The organism is Nocardia sp. NPDC050435 (assembly GCF_040655395.1).
In the GTDB taxonomy this organism is placed as follows: Bacteria; Actinomycetota; Actinomycetes; order Mycobacteriales; family Mycobacteriaceae; genus Nocardia.
In genome coordinates this window covers 165856-187180 of record NZ_JBFAJW010000007.1, presented here as the reverse complement: position 1 = coordinate 187180, position 21325 = coordinate 165856, and the positions used below count along the sequence as shown (strand labels likewise).

Annotated in this window: 21 protein-coding genes; 4 read left to right on the top strand and 17 right to left on the bottom strand. The window is 69.2% G+C overall.

The features are described 5' to 3' along the window. Nucleotides 1–2: 2 nt before the first annotated feature. Together AB0I43_RS22395 and AB0I43_RS22390 are read right to left on the bottom strand one after the other, a co-directional pair. Entirely contained in the window at nt 3–1034 is a 1032-nt protein-coding gene (locus AB0I43_RS22395; protein WP_356973848.1) for an NAD-dependent epimerase/dehydratase family protein, read from the bottom strand. Nucleotides 1035–1185: 151 nt separating this feature from the next. After that, a complete protein-coding gene (locus tag AB0I43_RS22390) occupies nt 1186–1995 on the bottom strand; it encodes an S-methyl-5'-thioadenosine phosphorylase (RefSeq protein WP_356973847.1) in 810 nt (269 codons plus the stop codon). Between the two features lie 151 nt (nt 1996–2146). Between AB0I43_RS22390 and AB0I43_RS22385 the strand changes: the two genes are divergently transcribed. Further along, a complete protein-coding gene (locus AB0I43_RS22385; RefSeq protein ID WP_356973846.1) occupies nt 2147–3106 on the top strand; it encodes an EamA family transporter in 960 nt (319 codons plus the stop codon). 106 nt (nt 3107–3212) lie between these two features. Continuing rightward, nucleotides 3213–3533 carry a metal-sensitive transcriptional regulator gene (locus tag AB0I43_RS22380; protein ID WP_356973845.1) on the top strand — a complete coding sequence of 107 codons (321 nt, stop codon included), beginning with the start codon at nt 3213–3215 and terminating at the stop codon, nt 3531–3533. A gap of 43 nt (nt 3534–3576) precedes the next feature. Here AB0I43_RS22380 and AB0I43_RS22375 read toward each other — a convergent pair whose 3' ends face one another. From AB0I43_RS22375 to infA, 13 genes are all read right to left on the bottom strand, one after another. After that, nucleotides 3577–4482, bottom strand: coding sequence for a TAXI family TRAP transporter solute-binding subunit (locus AB0I43_RS22375; RefSeq protein ID WP_356973844.1), 906 nt, complete (start codon nt 4480–4482; stop codon nt 3577–3579). A 472-nt stretch (nt 4483–4954) separates the two neighbouring features. Continuing rightward, nucleotides 4955–6544: a HAMP domain-containing sensor histidine kinase gene (locus AB0I43_RS22370; protein ID WP_356973843.1), complete on the bottom strand. Its 1590-nt coding sequence runs from the start codon at nt 6542–6544 to the stop codon at nt 4955–4957. A gap of 31 nt (nt 6545–6575) precedes the next feature. Next, complete coding sequence (locus AB0I43_RS22365; RefSeq protein WP_356973842.1) at nt 6576–7235, bottom strand: response regulator transcription factor; 660 nt, start codon at nt 7233–7235, stop codon at nt 6576–6578. Nucleotides 7236–7334: 99 nt separating this feature from the next. Next, complete coding sequence (locus tag AB0I43_RS22360) at nt 7335–8729, bottom strand: MFS transporter (protein WP_356973841.1); 1395 nt, start codon at nt 8727–8729, stop codon at nt 7335–7337. A gap of 176 nt (nt 8730–8905) precedes the next feature. Further along, on the bottom strand, nt 8906–9733 hold the full coding sequence (locus AB0I43_RS22355; protein ID WP_356973840.1) for an LLM class F420-dependent oxidoreductase: 828 nt from the start codon (nt 9731–9733) through the stop codon (nt 8906–8908). A 51-nt stretch (nt 9734–9784) separates the two neighbouring features. Further along, nucleotides 9785–10606 (bottom strand): tRNA pseudouridine(38-40) synthase TruA, encoded by an 822-nt coding sequence (gene truA / locus AB0I43_RS22350; RefSeq protein WP_356974112.1) that lies wholly within the window; start codon nt 10604–10606, stop codon nt 9785–9787. Nucleotides 10607–10885: 279 nt separating this feature from the next. Beyond that, nucleotides 10886–11398 (bottom strand): 50S ribosomal protein L17, encoded by a 513-nt coding sequence (rplQ, locus tag AB0I43_RS22345; protein ID WP_356973839.1) that lies wholly within the window; start codon nt 11396–11398, stop codon nt 10886–10888. 50 nt (nt 11399–11448) lie between these two features. Continuing rightward, complete coding sequence (locus AB0I43_RS22340) at nt 11449–12507, bottom strand: DNA-directed RNA polymerase subunit alpha (RefSeq protein WP_067785162.1); 1059 nt, start codon at nt 12505–12507, stop codon at nt 11449–11451. A 102-nt stretch (nt 12508–12609) separates the two neighbouring features. Beyond that, nucleotides 12610–13215 (bottom strand): 30S ribosomal protein S4, encoded by a 606-nt coding sequence (gene rpsD / locus AB0I43_RS22335; protein WP_356973838.1) that lies wholly within the window; start codon nt 13213–13215, stop codon nt 12610–12612. Between the two features lie 21 nt (nt 13216–13236). Continuing rightward, nucleotides 13237–13650, bottom strand: coding sequence for a 30S ribosomal protein S11 (rpsK, locus tag AB0I43_RS22330; protein WP_356973837.1), 414 nt, complete (start codon nt 13648–13650; stop codon nt 13237–13239). A gap of 9 nt (nt 13651–13659) precedes the next feature. Further along, complete coding sequence (gene rpsM / locus AB0I43_RS22325) at nt 13660–14031, bottom strand: 30S ribosomal protein S13 (protein ID WP_356973836.1); 372 nt, start codon at nt 14029–14031, stop codon at nt 13660–13662. A gap of 223 nt (nt 14032–14254) precedes the next feature. Continuing rightward, nucleotides 14255–14368: a 50S ribosomal protein L36 gene (gene rpmJ / locus AB0I43_RS22320; protein WP_011207363.1), complete on the bottom strand. Its 114-nt coding sequence runs from the start codon at nt 14366–14368 to the stop codon at nt 14255–14257. Between the two features lie 132 nt (nt 14369–14500). Continuing rightward, nucleotides 14501–14722, bottom strand: a complete 222-nt coding sequence (gene infA / locus AB0I43_RS22315; RefSeq protein WP_003418601.1) for a translation initiation factor IF-1 — start codon at nt 14720–14722, stop codon at nt 14501–14503. A gap of 316 nt (nt 14723–15038) precedes the next feature. Here infA and AB0I43_RS22310 point away from each other — a divergent pair, with 316 nt between their 5' ends. Continuing rightward, nucleotides 15039–19145 carry an AAA family ATPase gene (locus AB0I43_RS22310; protein WP_356973835.1) on the top strand — a complete coding sequence of 1369 codons (4107 nt, stop codon included), beginning with the start codon at nt 15039–15041 and terminating at the stop codon, nt 19143–19145. A 50-nt stretch (nt 19146–19195) separates the two neighbouring features. Here AB0I43_RS22310 and AB0I43_RS22305 read toward each other — a convergent pair whose 3' ends face one another. Both AB0I43_RS22305 and AB0I43_RS22300 read right to left on the bottom strand, forming a co-directional pair. Beyond that, the gene (locus tag AB0I43_RS22305) at nt 19196–19780 is read right to left on the bottom strand and encodes a GNAT family N-acetyltransferase (RefSeq protein ID WP_356973834.1); all 585 of its coding nucleotides are present in this window, start codon (nt 19778–19780) and stop codon (nt 19196–19198) included. 21 nt (nt 19781–19801) lie between these two features. After that, on the bottom strand, nt 19802–20611 hold the full coding sequence (locus AB0I43_RS22300) for a GntR family transcriptional regulator (protein WP_356973833.1): 810 nt from the start codon (nt 20609–20611) through the stop codon (nt 19802–19804). A 256-nt stretch (nt 20612–20867) separates the two neighbouring features. On the opposite strand from AB0I43_RS22300, the gene AB0I43_RS22295 reads away from it, so the two are divergent. Further along, nucleotides 20868–21284, top strand: a complete 417-nt coding sequence (locus AB0I43_RS22295; RefSeq protein ID WP_356973832.1) for a DUF4254 domain-containing protein — start codon at nt 20868–20870, stop codon at nt 21282–21284. The last annotated feature ends 41 nt before the right edge of the window (nt 21285–21325 follow it).

Below are 21325 nucleotides of genomic sequence, written 5' to 3'. Positions count from 1 at the left end.
ATTCAACGGTCACTCGGCACGGGTTTCGTGGATTCGACGAGATCCGGCGCGCCCGGCGGCAGCGCGAAGTCGGCGAGCCCGGTGCGCGGCGGGATCGCGGCGGTGAAACCGAGTGCTTGCCGGGCGCGCTCGGTCGAGGCGACGAAATGGCGCACGTCGGGCAGGCGGTACTGGCCCGTGACGACGGGCGCCGGTCCGGCGGCCGCCTCGGCCATGACCGAGGCCACCTCCCAGACCGTAACCGGTTGCCCGGTGGCGATATTCAGCGGAACGAAGCCGGGCAGCGCGCGCCGCACCGCGGCGACGGTGGCGGCCGCGGCGTCACCGACATGCACGAAATCCCGGACCTGGCCGCCGTCTTCGAAGACGCGCGGGCCGTTCCCGGCGGCGAGCGCGTCGCGGAACAGGACGGGCAGGCCCGAATGCGCGCCGGGGCCGTACACCGTGGCGAAGCGCAGGACGGTGACCGCCGCACCCGTGGACAGACCCCAGGCGAACGCGTAATTCTCCTGTGCCGCTTTGCTCGCCGCGTAGAACCCGCGCGGACGATGCGGCGCGTCCTCGAGCACGGGCTCCCAGGTGAGGATCTCGCCGGTGCGCGGCGCGAGGTGATCGAAACGGCCGCGGTCCAGGTCGGCGCGCGAGCGGACGCCCGGGAAGAACGGTCCGCTGCGCGGCGTGCGATAGCGGCCCTCCCCGTAGACGGCGACCGAGGAGGCGAGCACCAGGCGGCGGATCCCGGCCGCTCCCATGGCCGCCAGCAGCGCCGCGGTCCCCTCGTCGTTGCTCGCCGCGTACTCGGTGGGCGCGCACTCGGGCCTGGTCGCGGCGGCGAAATGGCAGACCACCTCGATGCCGCGCAGCACCGGGGCGAGCGCCACCGCGTCGCGGATGTCCACCGAGGAGATTCCCGCGCGCGGCCGCGCGTCGTCGACCGGCAGATCGATGCCGGTCACGTCGTGGCCCGCGGCGGTCAGTTCCCGGCACACGTGCGCTCCGATGAACCCGGCCGCCCCGGTTACCAGCACCTTCATCATGTTCACCCGCGTTTCGGCTCGCGCCCGCCGACAGCCGCCAACCCGGTTGCCGCACAGCCGAATTGGGCCACACCAGGCACGAGCCGCGAGCTGCCGTCCGGCTGTCTCACCGGAACATGGTAGATCGCGGCGCGCGCCGCACCGGCCGCTACGGCAGTTCGAAGGGCAGGCTGACCCCGGCGTGCACCCGGCAGCGGTCACAGGTGTCGGCGCCGTCCACCGCGGCCACGGCGCCGCGGATCAGCTCCTTGAACGGCGCCAGGTTCCGCTTGAACTCGGCGAACACGTCCACGGCGTGCACGCCGTCACCCTCTTCCAGTCCGGCGTCCAGATCGGTGACCAGAGCGACTGCGGCATAGCACATTTCGAGTTCGCGAGCGAGGACCGCCTCGGGATGCCCGGTCATATTGACCAGGTCCCAGCCCTGACCGGCGAACCAGCGGCTCTCCGCGCGGGTGGAGAAGCGCGGTCCCTGCACCACGACCATGGTGCCGCCCGACTGCACCGTCAGCGCGCCCGAGTCGGATTTGCCCGCGGCGGTGCGCAGTTCGTCGCAGTAGGGATCGGCGAAGGAGACGTGCACGCCGCCGCCGTCGAAGAAGGTCTGCGGGCGGCCCGAGGTGCGGTCGACCAATTGGTCCGGAATCGCCACCGTGCCCGGCCCCCAGTCCGCGCGCAGGCTGCCCACCGCACACGGCGCGAAGATCCGCCGCACGCCCAGCGTGCGCAGCGCCCACATGTTGGCCTGGTAGGGCAGGGTGTGCGGCGCGAACTCGTGCTGCTTACCGTGCCGCGGAATGAAGGCCACCGCCCGGCCTTCCACCTCGCCGATCGCGACCGGCGCGCTCGGCTTGCCGTAGGGCGTGTCGACCTCGACGTGCGTCGCGTCGTTGTCGAAGAAATCGTAGAAACCACTGCCACCGATGACGGCGAGGGCAGGCCGGGGATGCGTGCTCATGCATGCAATTCTGTCGTTGCCCTGGCTGGCGGCCGCACCGGGGTCGCCGCATCGGGGCGATGGCGCGCGCCCCTGGACCGACCCCGCTCCCGGCCCAGGTTCGAAGTCGAGCAATGATGGGATGTTTCGACGTTCGGATGAGGTGGATCGTGTGACGAGGACACAGGCCGGGATCTGGCTGACCGTGGGCAGCGGGCTGGCCTTCGCCAGTTCGGGTTCGTTCGCGAAATCCGTGCTGGGCGCGCAGTGGTCACCGGGGGCGGTGCTGGCGATCCGCCTCACCGGCGCGGCATTGGTGATGCTGCTGCTGGCCGCCTGGCGCGATCCCGCCGGGTTGCGCGAGAGCACGAAGCATTTCCGCGCCATCCTCGCCTTCGGGGTCGTCGCGATCACCGGCGTGCAGGCGACATTCTTCCTGTCGCTGGAGTATCTGCAGGTCGGGGTGTCGCTGATGATCCAGTTCCTGGCGCCGATCGCGGTGATCGGCTGGAACTGGGCGGTGCGCGGACAGCGACCGAGCCCGGCGACGATGATCGGCGCGGTCCTGGCGATCGGCGGCGCGGCGCTGGTCATCGATGTCTTCGACGCGGGCGCGCTGAGCCTGCCGGGACTCGGCTGGGCCGGGCTGTCGATGGTCTGCAACGCGGCGCTGTTCCTGTTGTCCGAGCGGGTGACGGCGCAGGTGCGGCCGGTCGTGCTGCTGGGCACCGGATTGTCCGTCGCGGCCGCGGCGAGCTGGATTCTCGCGCTCACCCAGGTGCTGCCGGCGCATGTCGGCGCGCGCACCGTCACGCTGGCCGATCATCGGATTCCGGCGGCGCTGTCGCTGGTCCTGCTCGTGGCGATCAGCACGGTGATCGCCTATCTGTGCGGCGTGGCCGGCGCGGCCCGGCTCGGTTCGACGCTGATGTCGCTGATTCTGCTGAGCGAGGTCATGTTCGCGGTCGCGCTGTCCTGGCTGCTGGTCGGCGAGGCCGTGACGCCGATCCAGCTGGCCGGCGGCGTGGTGGTGATCGGCGGGATCATCCTGGCGCAACGCGGCAGTTCGGCGGAACTCGATCCGCACGGGCTCACCGACGCCCTGGAGGTGCCCGCCACCCCGCGGACCTGACATTTCCGCATTCCAGATGTACCCTAGGGGGGTATTGCCACACGACCGGAACGAGCCGCGTCTGCGAAGATTCAACCCGGCCACTGCTAGGACGAGGAGAACACCGGTGACAACGACCCCGGAAACCGGCGGACACGATCATTCCACCCACGGATACATCACCGCCAAGGACGACTACCTCAAGCGGCTGCGCCGGATCGAGGGCCAGGCGCGCGGGCTCCAGCGCATGGTCGAAGAAGAGAAGTACTGCATCGACATCCTCACCCAGGTCTCCGCGATGACGAAGGCACTGCAGGCCGTCGCCATGGGCCTGCTCGAAGACCACATCAGCCACTGCGTCGTCGACGCCGCGGTCGCCGGAGGGCCGGAGGCGGAGGCCAAGATCAAAGAGGCGACCGACGCGATCGCCCGCCTGGTGCGTTCCTGATCCTGGGCGGACTCGCGACTGTCCGCGTGTGGCGGGCGGCACCTCAGCCGTGGTGCCGGCGGTAGACCTCGATCGCGCCCGGGTGCAGGGCGATGGACCCGGTGCCGGTGAGGGAACGCGCGTCGAGGAACTGGGTGCCCGCGGCTTCGGCGGGGACCAGCGCGTCGGCGCGGGTGAGCAGCAGGTCCGCGATGGCGGCCGCGGCGGCGTTCGACAGGCTCGGGGCCGCCAGCAGCAGGTTCGCGACGCCGATGGTGTGCACGGCGGCACCGCCCGGGTAGGCGTCGGCCGGGATCTGCACCCGGTCGTAGACGTGGCCGAAGCGGGAGCGCAGCGGCGCGGCCAACTCGTCCAGGTCCAGCAGGCGCAGCCGCGGCACCGCCAGCGCGCCGGTCGGCACACCGCCCGCCCAGAGCAGCGCGTCCACTTCGCCGGCGTCCAATGCCGCCACCGCACTCCGCAATCCGCGATGCTCGATGGTGACGTCCGCGCCCGGCTCCAGCCCGGCCGCCCACAGCAACCGCTCACCGGTCAAAGCGGCACCCGACCCGACCGCACCGAGATTCACCCGCGTTCCCCGCAGGTCGGCCACCCGCCCGATCGGACTGTCCGCTCGCACCGCCAATTGCAGATAGTTCTCGTACACGCGCCCCAGCGCGAGCACCTGCTCGCCACCCTCGATCGCGTCCACCAGCGCCAGCGCCGCATCCACCTCCCCGCGCACCAGCATCGTCAGATTGGTCCGGGACCCATAGGTATCGATCGGATCGATCCGCACCGTCTGCGCCTGATCCGCGACATCGGCCAGCAGCCGCGCGAACGCGTTGTAGAACCCACCCGGCTCCCCCGAGCCCAACCGCACCGTGCCCGCCCCGGAGTTGACCCCACACCCGGCGACTACCGCCGTCACCGCGGCCGCCATCCCCAAGAATCCGCGCCGATCCATCATGCGCGACCGCCGAACCGCCAGGCCACGCCACCGCCGAGCGCAGGGACCAAGCAACCAGCGTCAGGTGCGGGTGCCACGCGCGACTTCCGGACCGCAGCGCGAGGACGGTAGTGCTCGCCGTCGCCGCCGCCGTTCTCGGCCGCACACCGGCCACCACCGTCGAGCGCGAAAGCTTCGCGCGACTTCCGAGCCGCCGCGCGAGGACGGCGGTGCTCGCCGTCGCCATGGCCGCCGCGAACTTGCTCGGCCGCGCACCAGCCACCCCCGTCGAGCGCGGGAATCATCCGCGACCTGCGAACCACTGCTCCGGAACGGAGGTGCCCGCAAACGCGCTTGGTCGCACATAGGTGACCATCGAACGCGGAAGTTCTGCGCGACCTCGGAACCACTGCGCCGGAGCGATGTTCGCGGCGACCGAGACTGCCGCGAACATACTGGGTCGCGCACAGGTCACGCCCCTCGCGCCCGGGGTTCATGCGCGCACCGCCGAGGGCAGACGAAGGCTGATGGACAGTCCGCTCGGATGCGCGGGCTCGACTGTCAGTGTGCCGCCGCGAGATTGGGCCAGGGCGGCGGCGATGGGCAGGCCCAGGCCCGAGCCGCCCGCGGCGGCGGAGGAACCGCGGAAGAAGCGGGTGGTCAGTTTGTCGATCTCGTCGCGGGGGACGCCGGTGCCGTCGTCGCGGACCGTGATCGTGACCCAGCCGGGCTCGGCGACGACGGTGACGGTGGTGTGTGCGCCGGAGCCGGCGTAGCGGCACGAATTGCTCAGCGGCACATCCAGAATCTGGGCGAGGATGTCGGCGGGCAGCGCCACCTCGGTGGCGCGGAGAGCGGGGCGCGGCTCCCAGCCGGGCGCGGTCTCGCCGTCGGCCGAGTCGGCGGGTTCCGCACAAGGCTCCCACTCGCCGTGGTCCGTTCGCGGCCCCGGTCCGCCTCTCGCCGCGCCCGCCTCCGAGGCGGCGAGAATGGCATCGGCGCGCACGAATCGGCCCGCCGGTTGGACCACCTCGGCCCGCAATTCCATGCCCGCCGTTTCGAAGGCGGTGTGCCAGGCGTCGACCCGATCGGCGACGACTTGACGCGCGTCGCAGTGATTTTCGGGATCGTGCGCCGACATGTCGAAGGCCGTGGGCGTTTCCGCGACGGCGAGGGTGAGCAGCCCGTCCAGCAGCGCGGTGAGCCGGTCGACCTCGGCGCTGGCCCGGCGGAAGATCGGTGCGGCGGTGTCGGGGATGTCGAGCTCCAGCGAGTCCAGGCGGATCGCCAAGGCCGCCAGCGGATTACGCATGGCGTGCGCGGTGTCGGCGACGAGTTGGCGCTGCGCGTCCACGGAGTCGGCGACGGCCAGCGCCATCGCGTCGAAAGATTCCGCGACAGCCCGCATTTCGGGCGGGCCGCCGTAGTGCCGGGCGATCGACACCGGCGCGGCGGCGCCGTTGCGCGGCTTCGGCAGCGTCGCGGTCAGCGCGGCCACCGCGTCCGACAGCGCGGCCAAGGGCCGCAGTACCCAGCGGCTCAGCGTCAGAGCGAGCATGGTGAACACCGCCATCGCGACCACGCCACCCGCGCCGATCACCGCCCAGGCCTTGGCGATATCGCTGCGCGCCCGCTCGGTGGAAGCCTCGATCACGACGGCCCCGTTGACCTGCACCCCGGTGCCCACGGGCCGCGCCACCAGCATGGTCGAGTTGCCCCAGGGATTCAGGCGCTGCACCGGACGCGGACGTAGATTGCGGCGCGCGCCCGCCACGGCCGCGGCGATCACCGGATCGGTCGTATCCACCCCGGCATTGACCGTCGTAGCCCCGCGCGCGTCGACGACCAGCACGTTCTCGCCGTACAGCTCGTGGTACCGGACGATCTCCTCGATCAGCGCCCGCGGGTCCTTGTCGGCCACTGCGGCATCGGCGATGGTCGCGAACCGGTCGGCGTCGCCGTTGCGCCCGAGCACCAGTTCCTGGGTGCGGCTGGTCGCGTACGTCAGCGACAGCGGTACCGCGAATGCCAGTACCGCGATGGCCGCGAAGACCGTCAGCGCGAAGAGGAGCCTGCGCCGCACCGCACTTCCCTTCGCACCCGGACGTCGTGGATCATTCGCCCCACCGGTATCCGTAGCCGCGGATGGTGGTGATGAGGCCGGGGCGGTCGAGCTTGGCGCGCAGCGCCGTCATGTGCACATCGAGCGAGCGCGAGACGGCCACGAAGGCGTCGCCCCAGATCCGGTCCATCAGCTGCTGCCGGCTCACCGCGGAGCCCGGCCGTTCCACCAGCGCCTCGACCAGCTCGAATTCCTTCGGCGTGAGCGCGATGGGCTTGCCCGCCACCTCGACCACCCGGGTCGACAGGTCGACCCGCACGTCCCCGGTCACCACCACCGGCGGGGTGGGCTGGGTCGCGACGGCGGCCCGGCGGAGCACGGTTTCCAGGCGGGCCATGAGCTCGGCGATGCGGGGCGGCTTCACCAGGTAGTCGTCCGCGCCGCCGCGCAGGCCGCGCACGATCGAACGCTCGTCGCTGCGGGCGGTCAGCACCAGCACGGGCACCGAGCTCACCGCGCGCAACTGGCGCAGGATCTGCAGGCCGTCCGCGTCGGGCAGGCCCAGATCCAGGATGACGGCGTCGTAGCCGCGGTGATCGAGCAGCAGGTCGCTGCCGCGGCGCTTGCGTTCGGCGCGGTAGCCGCGAGCGTTGAGAGCTTCGACCAGAGCATCCCCAACGCCATCATCATCTTCGACAACCGCAAGCCGCACGCGCCGATCCTCCCATAATGGGCGGATCGGCGCGGCGGCCGGTTGATCAGCGTGCGGAAACGAGGTCACGCCGCGTCCATCCGATCGGCAACAGCCGGCCTAGGAGACCCGTGCCGGAGTCCGCGGCGCGTCCTCCGTAGCGAAGGCGTGCCCGGCCTCGCGGTCGAGTTCGGTGACGGACTTGTTCTTCAGGAAGAAGATGTAGACCAGCAACGAACCCGCGATCAGCGCGGTGACGTAGGCGATGAACTGCGGAACCATATCGGACTTCTTCATGGCCTCGTAGATCACCGGTGCGGTACCGCCGAAAGCGGAATTGGCGAGCGCGTAACCCAGACCGACACCCAGCGCACGGATATTCGCCGGGAAGAGTTCTGCTTTGACCAGTGCGTTGATCGAGGTGTATCCGGTCAGGATGATGTACCCGATGGCCAGCAGGGCGAACGAGGCGAACGCGTTGTGGGTCTTGGGCAGGAAGGTGATCAGGAAATAGGTGTAGATCACGCCGCCCACGCCGAAGAACACGAGCAGCGGCTTGCGGCCGACCCGGTCGCTGATCCAGCCGCCCACCGGCTGCAGGCACATCAGGAAGATCAGGCCGATCAGGTTCACCCAGGTCGCCACCATGGCGTCGTTGGTGTACGCCTTCTTCACGATCGCCGGAGCGTTCACGCTGTAGGTGTAGAACGCCACCGTGCCGCCCATGGTGATCATGAAGCAGAGCAGCAGCGGCCGCCAGTGCCGGACGAACAGTTCCTGTAGGGAGCCCGAGGAGCGGTCCGCGCCCGAGCGGGTGGCGTCGATGTGTTCCTTGGACAGCGACTCGTCCATGTCGCGCCGCAGCCAGAACACCACGATCGCCGCCAGGCCGCCGATGGCGAACGGGATGCGCCAGCCCCAGTCCTGGATCTGGCCCTTGTCCAGGAACGCCGTCATGACCAGCAGGGTCGCCTGCGCCAGCACGTGTCCGCCGACCAGCGTGACGTACTGGAACGAGGAGAAGAAGCCGCGCTTGCCGCTGGTCGCCACCTCGGACATGTAGGTCGCCGAGGTGCCGTATTCACCGCCGGTGGCGAAGCCCTGGACCAACCGGAACAGGATGAGGATCGCCGCCGCGGCCACACCGATGGATTCCCGGGTGGGCATGATCGCGATGCCGAAGGAACAGACCGCCATCAGGGTCACGCTGAAGACCAGCGCGGAGCGGCGGCCGTGCCGGTCGGCGTAGCGCCCGAAGAACCAGGAGCCGACCGGACGCATCAGGAAGGTGACGGCAAAGATCGCGTAAACGTAGACGGTGGAATTCTCGTCTTCGGGCGCGAAGAACTGATTCTGGAAATAGGTCGCGAAAACGGTGTAGATGTAGACGTCGTACCACTCGACGAGGTTTCCCGAAGAACCCTTCAGCGTGTTCAGAATTGCGCGCCGAGTGCTGGTGGGCGCCGATAATGGAGCGCCACCGGGCTCCGGCGTCTTACTCAACGTGGTGGACATGACCTACCTCCTTCGACGCAGCTTCGCGCCATCGAAGTCAGTGTGTCGGTGACCACAGTTGTTACGGAAGTGTGCCGTCCGCTTCCTAACAGTTCTTTAGGACGATGCCGCAGCATCTCTCCAGCAACCCGCGGCGGAGCTCGGTGGCCACCCCGATGACCACCGAGCGGGCACAGCTACTTCAGCAGCGGCGCCAGGGTGCGCAGCGTCGGCAGCGGATCATCGGCCAGCGGCTGGATCGCGACATGGTTCGCGCCCGCGCGCAGATGCGCGCCGAGCTTCTCCGCGACCGCCTCGGCGCTGCCGTGCGCCACCACCGCGTCGTAGAAGCGATCGCCGCCGGGCTGCGCCAGATCCTCCTCCGTCAATCCGAAGCGGCGCAGGTTCGACACGTAGTTCTGCAGGCCCAGATAGAAGGAGGTGCGCGGCTGCGCGGTGACGCGCGCACGCACCGGATCCTCGTCGATGACGACCTTGTGCTCGACCGCCAGCAGCGTCTCGTCGCCCAGAATCGCCCGGGCGCTCGCGGTGTGCTCCACCGGAACCAGATACGGGAGCGCGCCCAGCGAGCGATCGCGGGCCAGTTTCAGCACGCGCGGGCCGAGCGCGGCCAGGGCGCGGCGCTCCTTGGGCACCCCGGCGGCGTCGAGCGCGTCGAAGTACTCGACCAGCGCCTCGTAGGGCGTCTTGTATTCGGCGGTGGCCTCCGGATGGCCCGCGCCGATGCCGAGCAGGAAGCGCCCCGGGTGGGCGGCCTCGAGCCGATGGAAGACCTCGGCGACCTCGGCGGCCGGCGTCTTCCAGATGTTCACGATGCTCGTGCCCACCGTGAGCGTCCGGGTCGCCGCCAGCAGGTCGTCCACGACGGCCAGATCTTCTCCGCCCGGCGAGCTGCCCAGCCAGAGCGCGCCGTACCCGAGCTGCTCGATCTCGCGTGCCTGCTCCGGGCTGAACGCGTTGAAGGGCAGCCAGACTCCGTACCGTCCAAGTTCGTCGAATGCCATGCCCGACCCAACGCGGCACGGCCCCGCGTTGTTCCGCGCGGCGCGCCGGAGTCAGTCCCCGCAGCAGCCTTCGGCGTCCGGCACCGTGCGCACCTCACGGGTCTGCAGGTTGCGGGCGGCCAGGTCGCCGTCGGCGGGATAGTCGACGGCGATCAGCGAAAGTCCGTGTGCGGGAGCGACCGTCACCGAACTGGAGCGTTCGGTCTCGCTCAGCAGATCACCGGCCCACTCCGGAGTCCGGCGGCCCTCCCCCACGGCCAGGATCGCGCCGACCAGGCTGCGCACCATCGACCAGCAGAACGCGTCCGCGCTGACGAACGCGAGCAGCAGGTCGCCCTGCCGTTCCCAGTCGAAGCGCTGCAACTCACGGATCGTGGTGGCGCCCTCGCGTCGACGACAGAACGCGGCGAAGTTGTTAAGGCCCAGCAGCTTTCGGGAAGCGTCGCGCATCGCCTCCAGATCGACGTCGCCGCGGCAGCCGACCACGCTGCGGGCCTGCAACGGGTCGGCCCCGTACGGTGCGGTGGTGAGGCGGTACACATAGTGCCGCCGGATCGCCGAGAAGCGGGCGTCGAACTCCGGCGGCACGATCCGGGCCGCCTTGATCCGCACGTCCTTCGGCAGGAACCGCGCCATCCGGTGCACCAGCTTCGCGCCGTCGAAATCGGTTGCGGTGGTGTCGAAGTGGGCCACCTGGCCCTCGGCGTGCACGCCCGAGTCGGTGCGTCCCGCGACGGTGAGCACGATCGCCTCGCGATAGACCTTGCTCAGCGCCTCTTCCAGAACCCCCTGCACCGTGCGAAGGCCGGGCTGGCGCGCCCAGCCGATGAAATCCGTTCCGTCGTACGCGAGGTCGAGGCGCACCCGGGTCATCTCGACGGCCGGGGCGGGCGTCTCGAGTTCCGCGCCGCCGGGTTCGGCGGGCAGGGTGGAGACGATCTGCTGCACCGGCTCGGGCACCGGCACCGCCTCGCCCGGCCGGCCCGGCGGCACCTCCGAGGGAACGGCCGGCGCCGTCGCCTCGACCGGCTCGGCGACCCCGGGGTTCTCGGGCAACGTCATCGCATCCTCCACCTCAGTGCGTACTGGATAAAAGCGAACGAGCCCGCCGACCCATGCGGGTGGCGGGCTCGTTCGAGAACTCCTGACGGATCAGGCGTCCTTCTTGTCCTCGTCGGCCGGAGCCTCGGTGACCTCGTCGGTCGCCTCGGCCGCAGGGGCCTCCTCGACGACCTCGGCCTCGGCAGCCGGAGCGGCCTTCTGCGAGGCGGCCACGCGACGGGCGCGATCGGCTTCGTTGGTCACGGTCTTCTCGCGAACCAGCTCGATGATCGCCATCGGCGCGTTGTCACCCTTGCGGGGGACGGTCTTGATGATGCGCGTGTAGCCACCCTCACGACCCTCGAACGACGGGCCGATCTCCGCGAAGAGAGCGTGCACGACGTCCTTGTTGCGGATGTCCTTCAGCACCTCGCGACGGTCGGCCAGGGTGCCGCCCTTCGCCTTGGTGATGATCTTCTCGGCGTAGGGCCGCACGGCCTTGGCCTTGGACTCGGTGGTCGTGATCCGACCGTGCTCGAAGAGCGCCGTGGCCAGATTGGCGAAGATCGCCTTCTGGTGCGACGCCGACCCGCCGAAGCGGGCACCCTTCTTGGGCTTGGGCATTGGTTTTCTCCTTGAGTAAGGCCGGGCCGGGGTATGCCTACCCCGACGGCCTAGAGCTGTTCGGTCTCGGCGTAGTCCTGCTCGCCGCCATCGGTGTCACTGAACGTGCCGCTGTCGCTCCACGTTCCGGTGCTCGCGTCGTAACCCACCACGGAAGACGGATCGAACGAGGCCGGGCTGTCCTTCAGCGAGAGACCAAGCGCATGCAGCTTGACCTTGACCTCGTCGATGGACTTCTGGCCGAAGTTGCGAATATCCAGCAGATCCGACTCGGTGCGGGCAACGAGCTCGCCCACGGTGTGCACGCCTTCGCGCTTGAGGCAGTTGTAGGACCGGACGGTGAGGTCCAGATCCTCGATCGGCAGGCCGAACGAAGCGATGTGATCCGCTTCGGCCGGCGAGGGGCCGATCTCGATGCCTTCGGCTTCGACGTTGAGCTCACGGGCCAGGCCGAAGAGCTCGACGAGGGTCTTGCCCGCCGAGGCGAGCGCGTCCCGGGCGCTGATGGAGTTCTTGGTCTCCACGTCCAGGATCAGACGGTCGAAGTCGGTGCGCTGCTCGACACGGGTGGCCTCGACCTTGTAGGTCACCTTGAGCACCGGCGAGTAGATCGAGTCCACCGGGATCCGGCCGATTTCCGCACCCGAGGCCTTGTTCTGGACGGCGGGGACGTAGCCGCGACCGCGCTCGACGACGAGCTCGATCTCCAGCTTGCCCTTGTCGTTCAGGGTGGCGATGTGCATGTCCGGGTTGTGCACGACAACACCGGCGGGGGGCACGATGTCACCGGCGGTGACGGTGCCCGGGCCCTGCTTGCGCACGTACATGGTCACCGGCTCGTCCTCTTCCGAGGACACGACCAGACCCTTGAGGTTCAGGATGATGTCGGTGACATCTTCCTTCACGCCGGGAACGGTGGTGAACTCGTGCAGGACACCGTCGATGCGGATGCTGGTGACGGCGGCACCCGGAATGCTCGAGAGCAGGGTGCGGCGCAGCGAGTTGCCGAGGGTGTAACCGAAGCCCGGCTCGAGGGGTTCGATGGTGAACTTCGAGCGGTTCTCCGCCACGACCTCTTCGGTCAGCGTGGGGCGCTGGGAAATCAGCATGTTGGATCATCCTCCTGTACGGGCACCCACTATTTGATGCCCACGTTATGGGGGTTGCCCGTAATCGCCCGCCGAGCGGGCGACTACGGACGGCAGAGCTGATTACTTCGAGTAGTACTCGACGATCAGCTGTTCCTGCAGCGGCACATCGATCTGGGCGCGCTCGGGAAGCTGGTGCACCAGGATCCGCAGCCGGCCCGGGATCACCTGCAGCCAGCCCGGAACCGGGCGGTCGCCGACGGTCTCGCGCGCGACCTGGAACGGCAGCGTCGGGAGCGACTTGTCCTTGACATCGATGATGTCGTACTGGGTCACCTGGTAGCTCGGGACGTTGACCGCGACACCGTTGACGATGAAGTGGCCGTGCGAGACGAGCTGGCGGGCCTGACGACGGGTGCGCGCCAGACCGGCGCGGTACACGACGTTGTCCAGGCGGGTCTCCAGCAGGCGGAGCAGGTTGTCGCCGGTCTTACCCTTGAGGCGGTTGGCCTCTTCGTAGTAGCGACGGAACTGCTTCTCCATGACGCCGTAGGAGAAGCGAGCCTTCTGCTTCTCCTGCAGCTGCATCAGGTACTCGGATTCCTTGATCCGCGCGCGGCCGTGCTGGCCGGGCGGGTAAGGACGACGCTCGAACGCCTGGTCGCCTCCGACGAGGTCGACACGCAGGCGACGCGACTTGCGGGTGATGGGGCCTGTATAACGAGCCATTGTTTATCTCTTCCTTTCCCGCTAGACGCGACGCCGCTTGGGCGGACGGCAGCCGTTGTGCGGCTGCGGAGTGACATCGGAGATCGTGCCGACCTCCAGGCCCGCGGCCTGGAGCGAACGGATCGCGGTCTCGCGGCCCGAACCCGGGCCCTTCACGAACACGTCGACCTTCTTGACGCCGTGCTCCTGCGCCTTGCGGGCAGCGTTCTCGGCGGCGAGCTGCGCGGCGAACGGGGTGCTCTTACGCGAACCCTTGAAGCCGACGTGACCCGAGGACGCCCAGGAGATGACGTTGCCGTTCGGATCGGTGATCGACACGATCGTGTTGTTGAACGTGCTCTTGATATGCGCGTTGCCGTGCGGGACGTTCTTCTTATCCCGGCGACGCGACTTCTGGGTCTTCTTAGGACCCGAGGTACGACTCTTCGGAGGCATCGGTTATCCCTACTTCTTCTTGCCGGCGACGGTGCGCTTCGGGCCCTTGCGGGTGCGCGCGTTGGTCTTGGTGCGCTGGCCACGCACGGGCAGGCCACGACGGTGGCGCAGACCCTGGTAGCAGCCGATCTCGATCTTGCGACGGATATCGGCCTGCACCTCACGGCGCAGATCACCTTCGACCTTGAGGTCGGAACCCTCGATGTAGTCACGCAGCTGCGTGACCTGGTCGTCGCTGAGGTCCTTGGAACGCAGGTCCGGGCTGACGCCCGTCGCGTCCAGGATCTCCTTGGCGCGGGTACGCCCGATACCGAAAATGTAGGTCAGCGCGATCTCCATGCGCTTTTCGCGCGGGAGATCAACGCCCATGAGACGTGCCATGTGGCAGGTTCCTTAATGTTGCGGAGGTCTGCTCCCTGTCCGTTCCCCATCGTCTTGGCGGGGCACCGGCCTCCGTGCCGGTGGTTGGCGCACACGCCCCCGGGCTGGACCCGGATTGTTCCGCAGCGTGCGGCTGGAGCTGGGAGTTCTTCTTTGTTAGCCAATCCGAACTGCGTTCGATGCTTGGCTGGTGATCAGGGCCCGAGGGCCCGGTGGGCTCGAATCAGCCCTGACGCTGCTTGTGACGCAGGTTGTCGCAGATCACCATGACCCGGCCGTGGCGGCGGATCACCTTGCACTTCTCGCAGATCTTCTTGACGCTCGGCTGAACCTTCACGTCCGTCCAATCTTTCTGATGGTTCACAGGTGTGAACACAGTTTTTCCCCAGCCAACTGACCGGGGAAGTCTGTGGGCCCGGTTTCCCGGGCTGACGGCGTACCGGACGCCGCCGGAGTGATCACACAGCGATCACTTGTAGCGGTAAACGATGCGGCCGCGGGACAGGTCGTAGGGGGAAAGCTCAACGACCACCCGGTCCTCGGGAAGGATACGAATGTAGTGCTGCCGCATCTTTCCGCTGATGTGCGCGAGAACCTTGTGTCCGTTCTCGAGCTCGATCCGGAACATCGCATTGGGCAGCGGCTCGACAACTCGACCCTCGACCTCGATGGCCCCGTCTTTCTTCGCCATGTCCTCCGCGATCCCGGTTCGACGAGCGCTGCCGCCAGAACCTGGTTTGATTGCCTGGTGTCTGTTTGGATGAACCCTGCTCACCGAGCGAGGGGCATGCAAACAGTCGGCGCATAGGTGCACCGCCGCTCCAGCTTACCGGGAGGCATCCGATCAGGCAAAAACGAACCCCTGGTCGGCGAGGTGACCGGGCCCACGACGGGCCGGGAGTGTCGCGTAAACTGGGCGCGATCCAGAAATCGATCGAGCAGATCTAGGGGGATGCTGTGAAGCTTACCGAGTCGACAGCATTCGTCTGGTTCAGTGAGGCAATGGCGTGAGTCGTAACAACGACAGCTTGCCCATGCTGCCGCCGTGGCTGGCCGAGAGCGATGGTGGCGCCGGGTACGAGGAACCGGTCCAGAATCTGCCGCACGAAGACCTGATCGACGACACCCCCAGACGCAAGGACAAGAAGAAGCGGAAGGGGCTGTTCGGGCGAGACAAGGACGTCCCGGAGCAGACGCCCGAGCCGCGCGGAGACTCCTGGTCGCAGCCGGCGGCCCGCTCGGAGGAGCGCCCCGGTTCATGGTCGCAGCCCGAATCCGCGCCTTGGTCGCAGGCGGGGGGCGATCCGTCACGTGATTCTCGCGCACAGGGCGATCCCGGGCGCGGCCAGAACGTCGACCCGCGTGGGCAGCTCGATCCCTCCCGCGATCCGCGTGGACAGTTCGATCCGTCAGGCGACGCGCGCAGCCAGCTCGATCCCTCCCGCGACCCACGTGGACAGTTCGATCCATCGGGTGACGCGCGCAGCCAGCTCGACCCGTCTCGCGATCCGCACGGCCAGTTCGATCCCTCGGGCAACCCGCGTGGGCAGCTCGACCCGTCCCGCGATCCACGCGGCCAGCAGCCCGGCATGGTTCCGCCCGGGGCGCGCCCGGAGGATTCGCTCCCGTCCGGTCCGACGCAACTCCCTCATGGTGCCCGTCCCCAGGATTCCGGCCCGCACCATCGCACCCCACCGCCCGGTCTGCCCACGCGTCAGCCGGGCGAGCACCGCGGTTCGTTCCAGCCCTTGGGTCAGCCGCAGCCCGGACCGGACGCGCGCGGTGGCGCTGCCGACCCGATGCCGTCCAGCGAGGCGACTACTCGATACACCCGCCCCGAGCCCGAATCGGCCGACACCCGGCTGCCGCTCCCCGAGCCGCCCGCGCGCCTGCCCGAACCGCCCGCGCATTTGTCCGAGCCGCCGGCTCGTCTACCGGAGCCCCCGGCCCGTCTGCCCGAGCCTCCGGCCGCCGGCGAGCGCCCGTACCTGCCCGGCCCGCCGCCCGGCGTCACCGCACAGACTCCCGCCCTCGGCGACCAACCTCGCGAATCCGAAAGCCCCGCAGCCGGTTCGCGCCCCGAGATCCCCGGCCCGCCGCCCGTCGGCGACCAGCCCAGCACTCCACAGCCGCGCGAATCCGACAGTGCCCCGGCGGGCGGCCGTCCCCCGCTCCCCGAGCCGCCGCCGCGCACCGACGCGCCCCTCGACGGCCCACCACCCTGGCTGGCCGGCCCATCCGACCCCAGCCACCTCGGCCTGGACCCCGAACAGCCCGAATCCGACCCGGCAGAGTCGGCCCGCCCGTCGTGGGTGAATTCCCCCGACGACCCCTCCGAGGCCCGCGGCCGCCACTGGCTGCCTTCGGAAGACGAAGCGAACGAACCTGCTTCGGCGGCCCAGCCCGACCCGGCCTGGAATCCCCCACCTTTCACACCCCCCACGCCGACCAGCGGCGAACAGCCTTGGAACCCGGCAGCTTCCACGCAGGCCGACCAGCGCGGCCCCGACGGCCGCCGCATCCCCGGCGCGTTCGCCCCGCCCGCCGCCGGTTCCCGCGCTCCGGTCAGCGACCCACTCGCCCCCGGCGAACGCCGCGACCCAGGTGTCTTCAACCAGCCCGCCAGCGGCCCAGGCACATTCGCCCCCACCGACGACCGCGCACCCCTCGGTGACCCATCCACACCGAGCGAACGCCGCGACCCCGGCCTCTACAACCAGCCCACCAGCGGCCCAGGCACATTCGCCACCGACGATCGCGCACCCATCGGTGACTCCGCACCCCGCGACCCCGGCCTGTACAACCAGCCGGCGTCCAGCGGTCCAGGCGCATTTGCACCAGCCACCGGCGATGCCCGCACCCCGGTCGACCCGCCCGACCCCGGCGAGCGGCGCGACCCCGGCCTCTACAACCAGCCGAGCACGCCTGCCGCCCCGAGCACCGGTGATCGCGCCTCCCTGGGTGACCCCTCCGCGGTCGGCCGATCGGGCTCCTTCGCACCCGGCAACACCGGCCCGAGCGAATCAGGATCCTTCGCGCCGCCCGCATCCGGCGGCCCCGGCACGTTCGCCCCGCCCGGTCAGCCCACCCCCGGCGCGCCAGGCGGTTTCGCACCGCCGGTCGGCGACCGCGCATCGCTCGGCGACCCCTCCGCCGTCAGCCGGTCGGGCTCCAACGCGCCCGGCGGCACCGGCCAACCCGGCGAACCCGGATCCTTCGCACCGCCGACTTCAGGCGGGTCGGGTTCCTTCGCACCAGGCGCCACCGGCCAGCCCGGATCCTTCGCACCGCCGACTTCAGGCGGGTCGGGTTCCTTCGCACCAGGCGCCACCGGCCAGCCCGGATCCTTCGCACCGCCGACATCTGGCGGGTCGGGTTCCTTCGCACCAGGCGCCACCGGCCAGCCCGGATCCTTCGCACCGCCGACATCTGGCGGGACGGGTTCCTCCGCACCAGGCGCCACCGGCGAACCCGGATCCTTCGCACCGCAGGCTTCAGGTGGATCGGGTTCCTTCGCCCCGCCAACCGGTCAGTCCGCGCCCGGCGCACCGGGCAACTTCCCTCCGCCAACCGGCGATCGCGCCTCCCTCGGCGACCCCTCGGCCATCGGACGCTCGGGCTCCATCGCGCCCGGCGCTCAGCCCGGCGAACCGCAATCCTTCGCACCGGCGGGTCATCCCGGCGCGTTCGCACCGGCCGCGAACGACTCCCGCGCACCCCTCGGCGACCAGCCCGCCCCGGGCCAGTATCCGGCGCACGCCGGCGGTGCCGCCCCGGTGGCGGATCATCGGGCGCCCGTAGGCGATCAGCCCGCGCCGGGCGAACGCCGCGATCCGGGCGTCTTCAACCAGCCGAACTCCTCTTTCGCCGGAGCTTTCGCGCCCGGTGAACGCCGCGACCCCGGACTGCACGAGCAGTCGTTCGCCAACGGGCCCGGCGGGTTCGCACCGGCTCCGAACGAGCACCGCGCGCCTGTCGGTGATCAGCCGGCGCCCGGCGAACGTCGTGATCCCGGTGTGTTCAATCAATCCGCGCCGGGCGATCAGTCCACGATGCAGCCGCAGGGTTACCACGGTGGGCCGAACGCTTACCCGCAGGGCGGTCAGGGCCCCGGGCCGAATCAGCAGCAATGGCAACAGAATCCGGGTGGGCAGTGGAACAACGGCCCGCGCCCGCCGACCGGGCCCCCACCCTCGCTGGACGACGTACCCCTGCGCCGGGCCAAGAAGGCGCCCGGCGGCGGGTGGCGGAAGGCCGTGCACCACATCTCCGGTGGCGCGATCAATCCCGGCATGTCCGCGGAGGAGTTGCGGTTGCAGGAGTTGGTGGCGCGGATCCGCCAGCCGGTGCGCGGCGACTACCGGATCGCGGTGCTGTCGCTGAAGGGCGGCGTCGGAAAGACCACCACCACCATGGGTCTCGGCTCGATCTTCGCCTCGATCCGCGGCGACCGGGTGATCGCCGTCGACGCCAACCCGGACTTCGGCACGCTCTCCCAGCGCGTTCCGCTGCAGACCCGCTCCACAGTGCGCGATCTGCTGCTGGATCCGGACGTGGAGCGCTACTCCGATGTCCGCAAGCACACCTCCCAGGCCACCAGCCGACTGGAAGTGCTTGCCTCGGAGCGTGATCCGGCAGCCTCGGAGCAGTTCAACGAGCACGAGTACCGCGCTGTCGCGCGCATTCTGCAGCGCTACTACAACATCATTCTCACCGACTGCGGCACCGGACTGACGCACTCGGCGATGAGCGGCGTGCTCGACCTCGCGCACTCGCTGGTGCTGATCTCCTCGGCCGCCATCGACGGCGCCCGCAGCGCCGCCTCCACCCTGGATTGGCTCTCGCTGCACGGTCACGACCATCTGGTCCGCAACGCGGTCGTGGTGATCAACCTGCCGCGTGAGGGATCGGTGAACGTCGGCATCCAGCAGCTGCGCGAGTACTTCCTGGCCCGCTGCCGCGCCGTGCACATCATCCCGTTCGACGACCACCTGTCCGAGGGCGCGGAGATCGACCTGCACCGCCTGAGCAAGCAGGCCAAACGCGCCTACGTCGAACTCGCCGCCACGGTCGCCGACGAGTTCAATCTCGATCACCGGCGCTACCACCACTGATCGGCCACGCCCCGCGGCGAAAATCGCTGCGGGGCAAGCCCTCGTCACCGCTACGGGCCGACGCGATAGGCCGTGAGCACCGGTTGGAGCAACCGGCTTCCGAGCGCGAAATCCCAGGAGTTGGTGCGGCGTTCGAACAGCGCGCGCGATGGCCCGGTGGCGATGGGCCCCGCGATCCGGGCCAGATGGAAACCGGCGCGCCGGTAGTAGTCGTGCAGTGCGGTATTGGTGGTCCAGGCGTCGAGCCGGACCCAGGCCCGATCCTGCTGATGGGCGAGGTAGGCGGCGTGCGCGAGTAGTCGATGGCCGATGCGGTGCCCGGCGAACCGCAGGTCGACGATCATGTAGTGCACGATGACGGCGTCGTCGAGTTCCCAGGGCGACCAGAGATTCGGGTCGGCGTGCCGGTCGACTGTGATGGTGCCGGCGGGTTCACCGTTGCACTCGGCGATCCAGGTCTCCCCGGCGTCCATGGAGCGGCCCACGGCGTGGGCGAAGGCCTCGATCGGTTTTCCGTGCCCGGCCACGGTCCACTGATCGGACCCCTGGGCGGTCAGCCAGGCGGTGCGCTGCAGTCGTAGTCGGCAGATGGTGGCAAGGTCGCCGAAGGTTGCCGGCCGGATCTCGGTATTCATGGCAACACATATTCCCTTCGGTCAAGGGAGAGAGATGCCACGCCGGTATGCGCTTCCCAGCGTGTCGCGGATGACGGCGATTCCTTCGTCATCGCCGAGCTCATAGGACAGGCGATTGCGGGTGGCGATGGAACGGTGCCTGGTCGCGCGGGTCACGCGCTCGTGGTTGGCGCCGATCCGGAGGTGGTCGAGCAGAATCGTGCCGGTGCCCACGCCCAGGACGGTGGCTTCCTCGACGGTGGCGGGCCGGGCGCAGAGGGTGTCGCGATGGGCGGTTTCGGCGTGGCCGCGCTCGGCCAGCCGACGAGTCGTGCCCTCCGGAATGTCGTGCGGCGAGTCGATTCCGGTGGCTTCGGCGAGATCACGCGGGTAGAAACTGACTTCCCAGGACCAGGGTTCGTTGTCCAGATATTGTACGACGGTCCGGGCCAATACCCAGGAGTCTTCCGGCACTCCGAGCCACAGGGCGACCTCCGGGGCGGCGGGCTCCATCCGGGCACTGAATTCCTTGGCGGGCTCGCGATTCGCCGCCCGGGCGATCTCTTCGAAGATATCGTGGGACGCGCGCGGGCGATCGGGCCGGACGTGGTCGGTGACCACGGATTCGAGCACTTCCTGGTTCCGGACGATCGTGCCCCGGGAAGTGGCGGTGTAGACCAGGTTTTCGGTGACGAGCACTTGGATGGCGTTGCGCGCAGTGGTGATCGAGACCTGCATCTGATCGGCAAGTTCGGTGTGGCTGGGAAGCCGGTCACCGGGGTTCCACTTGCCCGCGCGGATCTCCTCGCGGAGGAGGTCTGCGATCCGGTGGTATGTCGGACCCTCCGCCATCGTGCTCCTAGGTTTCGTGCAGGTAACGAAGTGTACTCTTCGTCGTTTTCTACGGCCCGGTAACGCTTGACAGGTGCCTTCAGAGGTTTATTGTAATCAACGTCCTGATCCGGTGTTGTGCGGCGATGAACGGCGAGGCAACGTGGCAGGTTCGGATTCATCTACGGTAGTCATGGCTCTTCCCGGCGCACAGCGGTGCGCCGAATCGGCGGCGCAGCCCGTGAATTCGGGGCAACTGCCGACCTCGGATCTACTCGTGAGAGCGTGCCGCGGGCACCGCGTGGTCGGCGGCCCGCTGCTCTGGTTTGCCCGCGATCTCGCTGTGCTGCACGAACGGCGCATCGTCGGTCGCGGCGGCTCCATCGATACCGATCCGACCGTGATCCTCGAGATCGAGCGACGACGCTCGGAACTCGTTATGGCGGTTGACGATTGGGTGACGCGCAGCGTCCCCCAGCACCGCCTTGGCGCCACCCTGCACACCGAAACCGTCGGGTCGGTCATCGACCGCCTGGCCGAATCCTCGGTCCGCGCCCACCATGCGCTGATGACCCTGGACGCCCACGACGAGATGCTGCACGGCGCCTGGCATCACCTGGCCGAACTGGCCGACGCCTACGACGATCTGGTGCGCGACATCGTTGCGGGCCGCCGCCGGCTCCCGGAGTGGTGAGCCGCGGTCCCCGAATTTGAAAGTCCCGCAGTTCTGAAAAG

Bases quoted from the DNA above. Each gene is read 5' to 3' on its own strand.
- AB0I43_RS22395 (WP_356973848.1), bottom strand. From the start codon at position 1,034: ATGAAGGTGCTGGTAACCGGGGCGGCCGGGTTCATCGGAGCGCACGTG.
- AB0I43_RS22390 (WP_356973847.1), bottom strand. From the start codon at position 1,995: ATGAGCACGCATCCCCGGCCTGCCCTCGCCGTCATCGGTGGCAGTGGT.
- AB0I43_RS22375 (WP_356973844.1), bottom strand. From the start codon at position 4,482: ATGATGGATCGGCGCGGATTCTTGGGGATGGCGGCCGCGGTGACGGCG.
- AB0I43_RS22360 (WP_356973841.1), bottom strand. From the start codon at position 8,729: ATGTCCACCACGTTGAGTAAGACGCCGGAGCCCGGTGGCGCTCCATTA.
- AB0I43_RS22355 (WP_356973840.1), bottom strand. From the start codon at position 9,733: ATGGCATTCGACGAACTTGGACGGTACGGAGTCTGGCTGCCCTTCAAC.
- truA (WP_356974112.1), bottom strand. From the start codon at position 10,606: ATGACCCGGGTGCGCCTCGACCTCGCGTACGACGGAACGGATTTCATC.
- rplQ (WP_356973839.1), bottom strand. From the start codon at position 11,398: ATGCCCAAGCCCAAGAAGGGTGCCCGCTTCGGCGGGTCGGCGTCGCAC.
- AB0I43_RS22340 (WP_067785162.1), bottom strand. From the start codon at position 12,507: ATGCTGATTTCCCAGCGCCCCACGCTGACCGAAGAGGTCGTGGCGGAG.
- rpsD (WP_356973838.1), bottom strand. From the start codon at position 13,215: ATGGCTCGTTATACAGGCCCCATCACCCGCAAGTCGCGTCGCCTGCGT.
- rpsK (WP_356973837.1), bottom strand. From the start codon at position 13,650: ATGCCTCCGAAGAGTCGTACCTCGGGTCCTAAGAAGACCCAGAAGTCG.
- rpsM (WP_356973836.1), bottom strand. From the start codon at position 14,031: ATGGCACGTCTCATGGGCGTTGATCTCCCGCGCGAAAAGCGCATGGAG.
- infA (WP_003418601.1), bottom strand. From the start codon at position 14,722: ATGGCGAAGAAAGACGGGGCCATCGAGGTCGAGGGTCGAGTTGTCGAG.
- AB0I43_RS22305 (WP_356973834.1), bottom strand. From the start codon at position 19,780: ATGAATACCGAGATCCGGCCGGCAACCTTCGGCGACCTTGCCACCATC.
- AB0I43_RS22300 (WP_356973833.1), bottom strand. From the start codon at position 20,611: ATGGCGGAGGGTCCGACATACCACCGGATCGCAGACCTCCTCCGCGAG.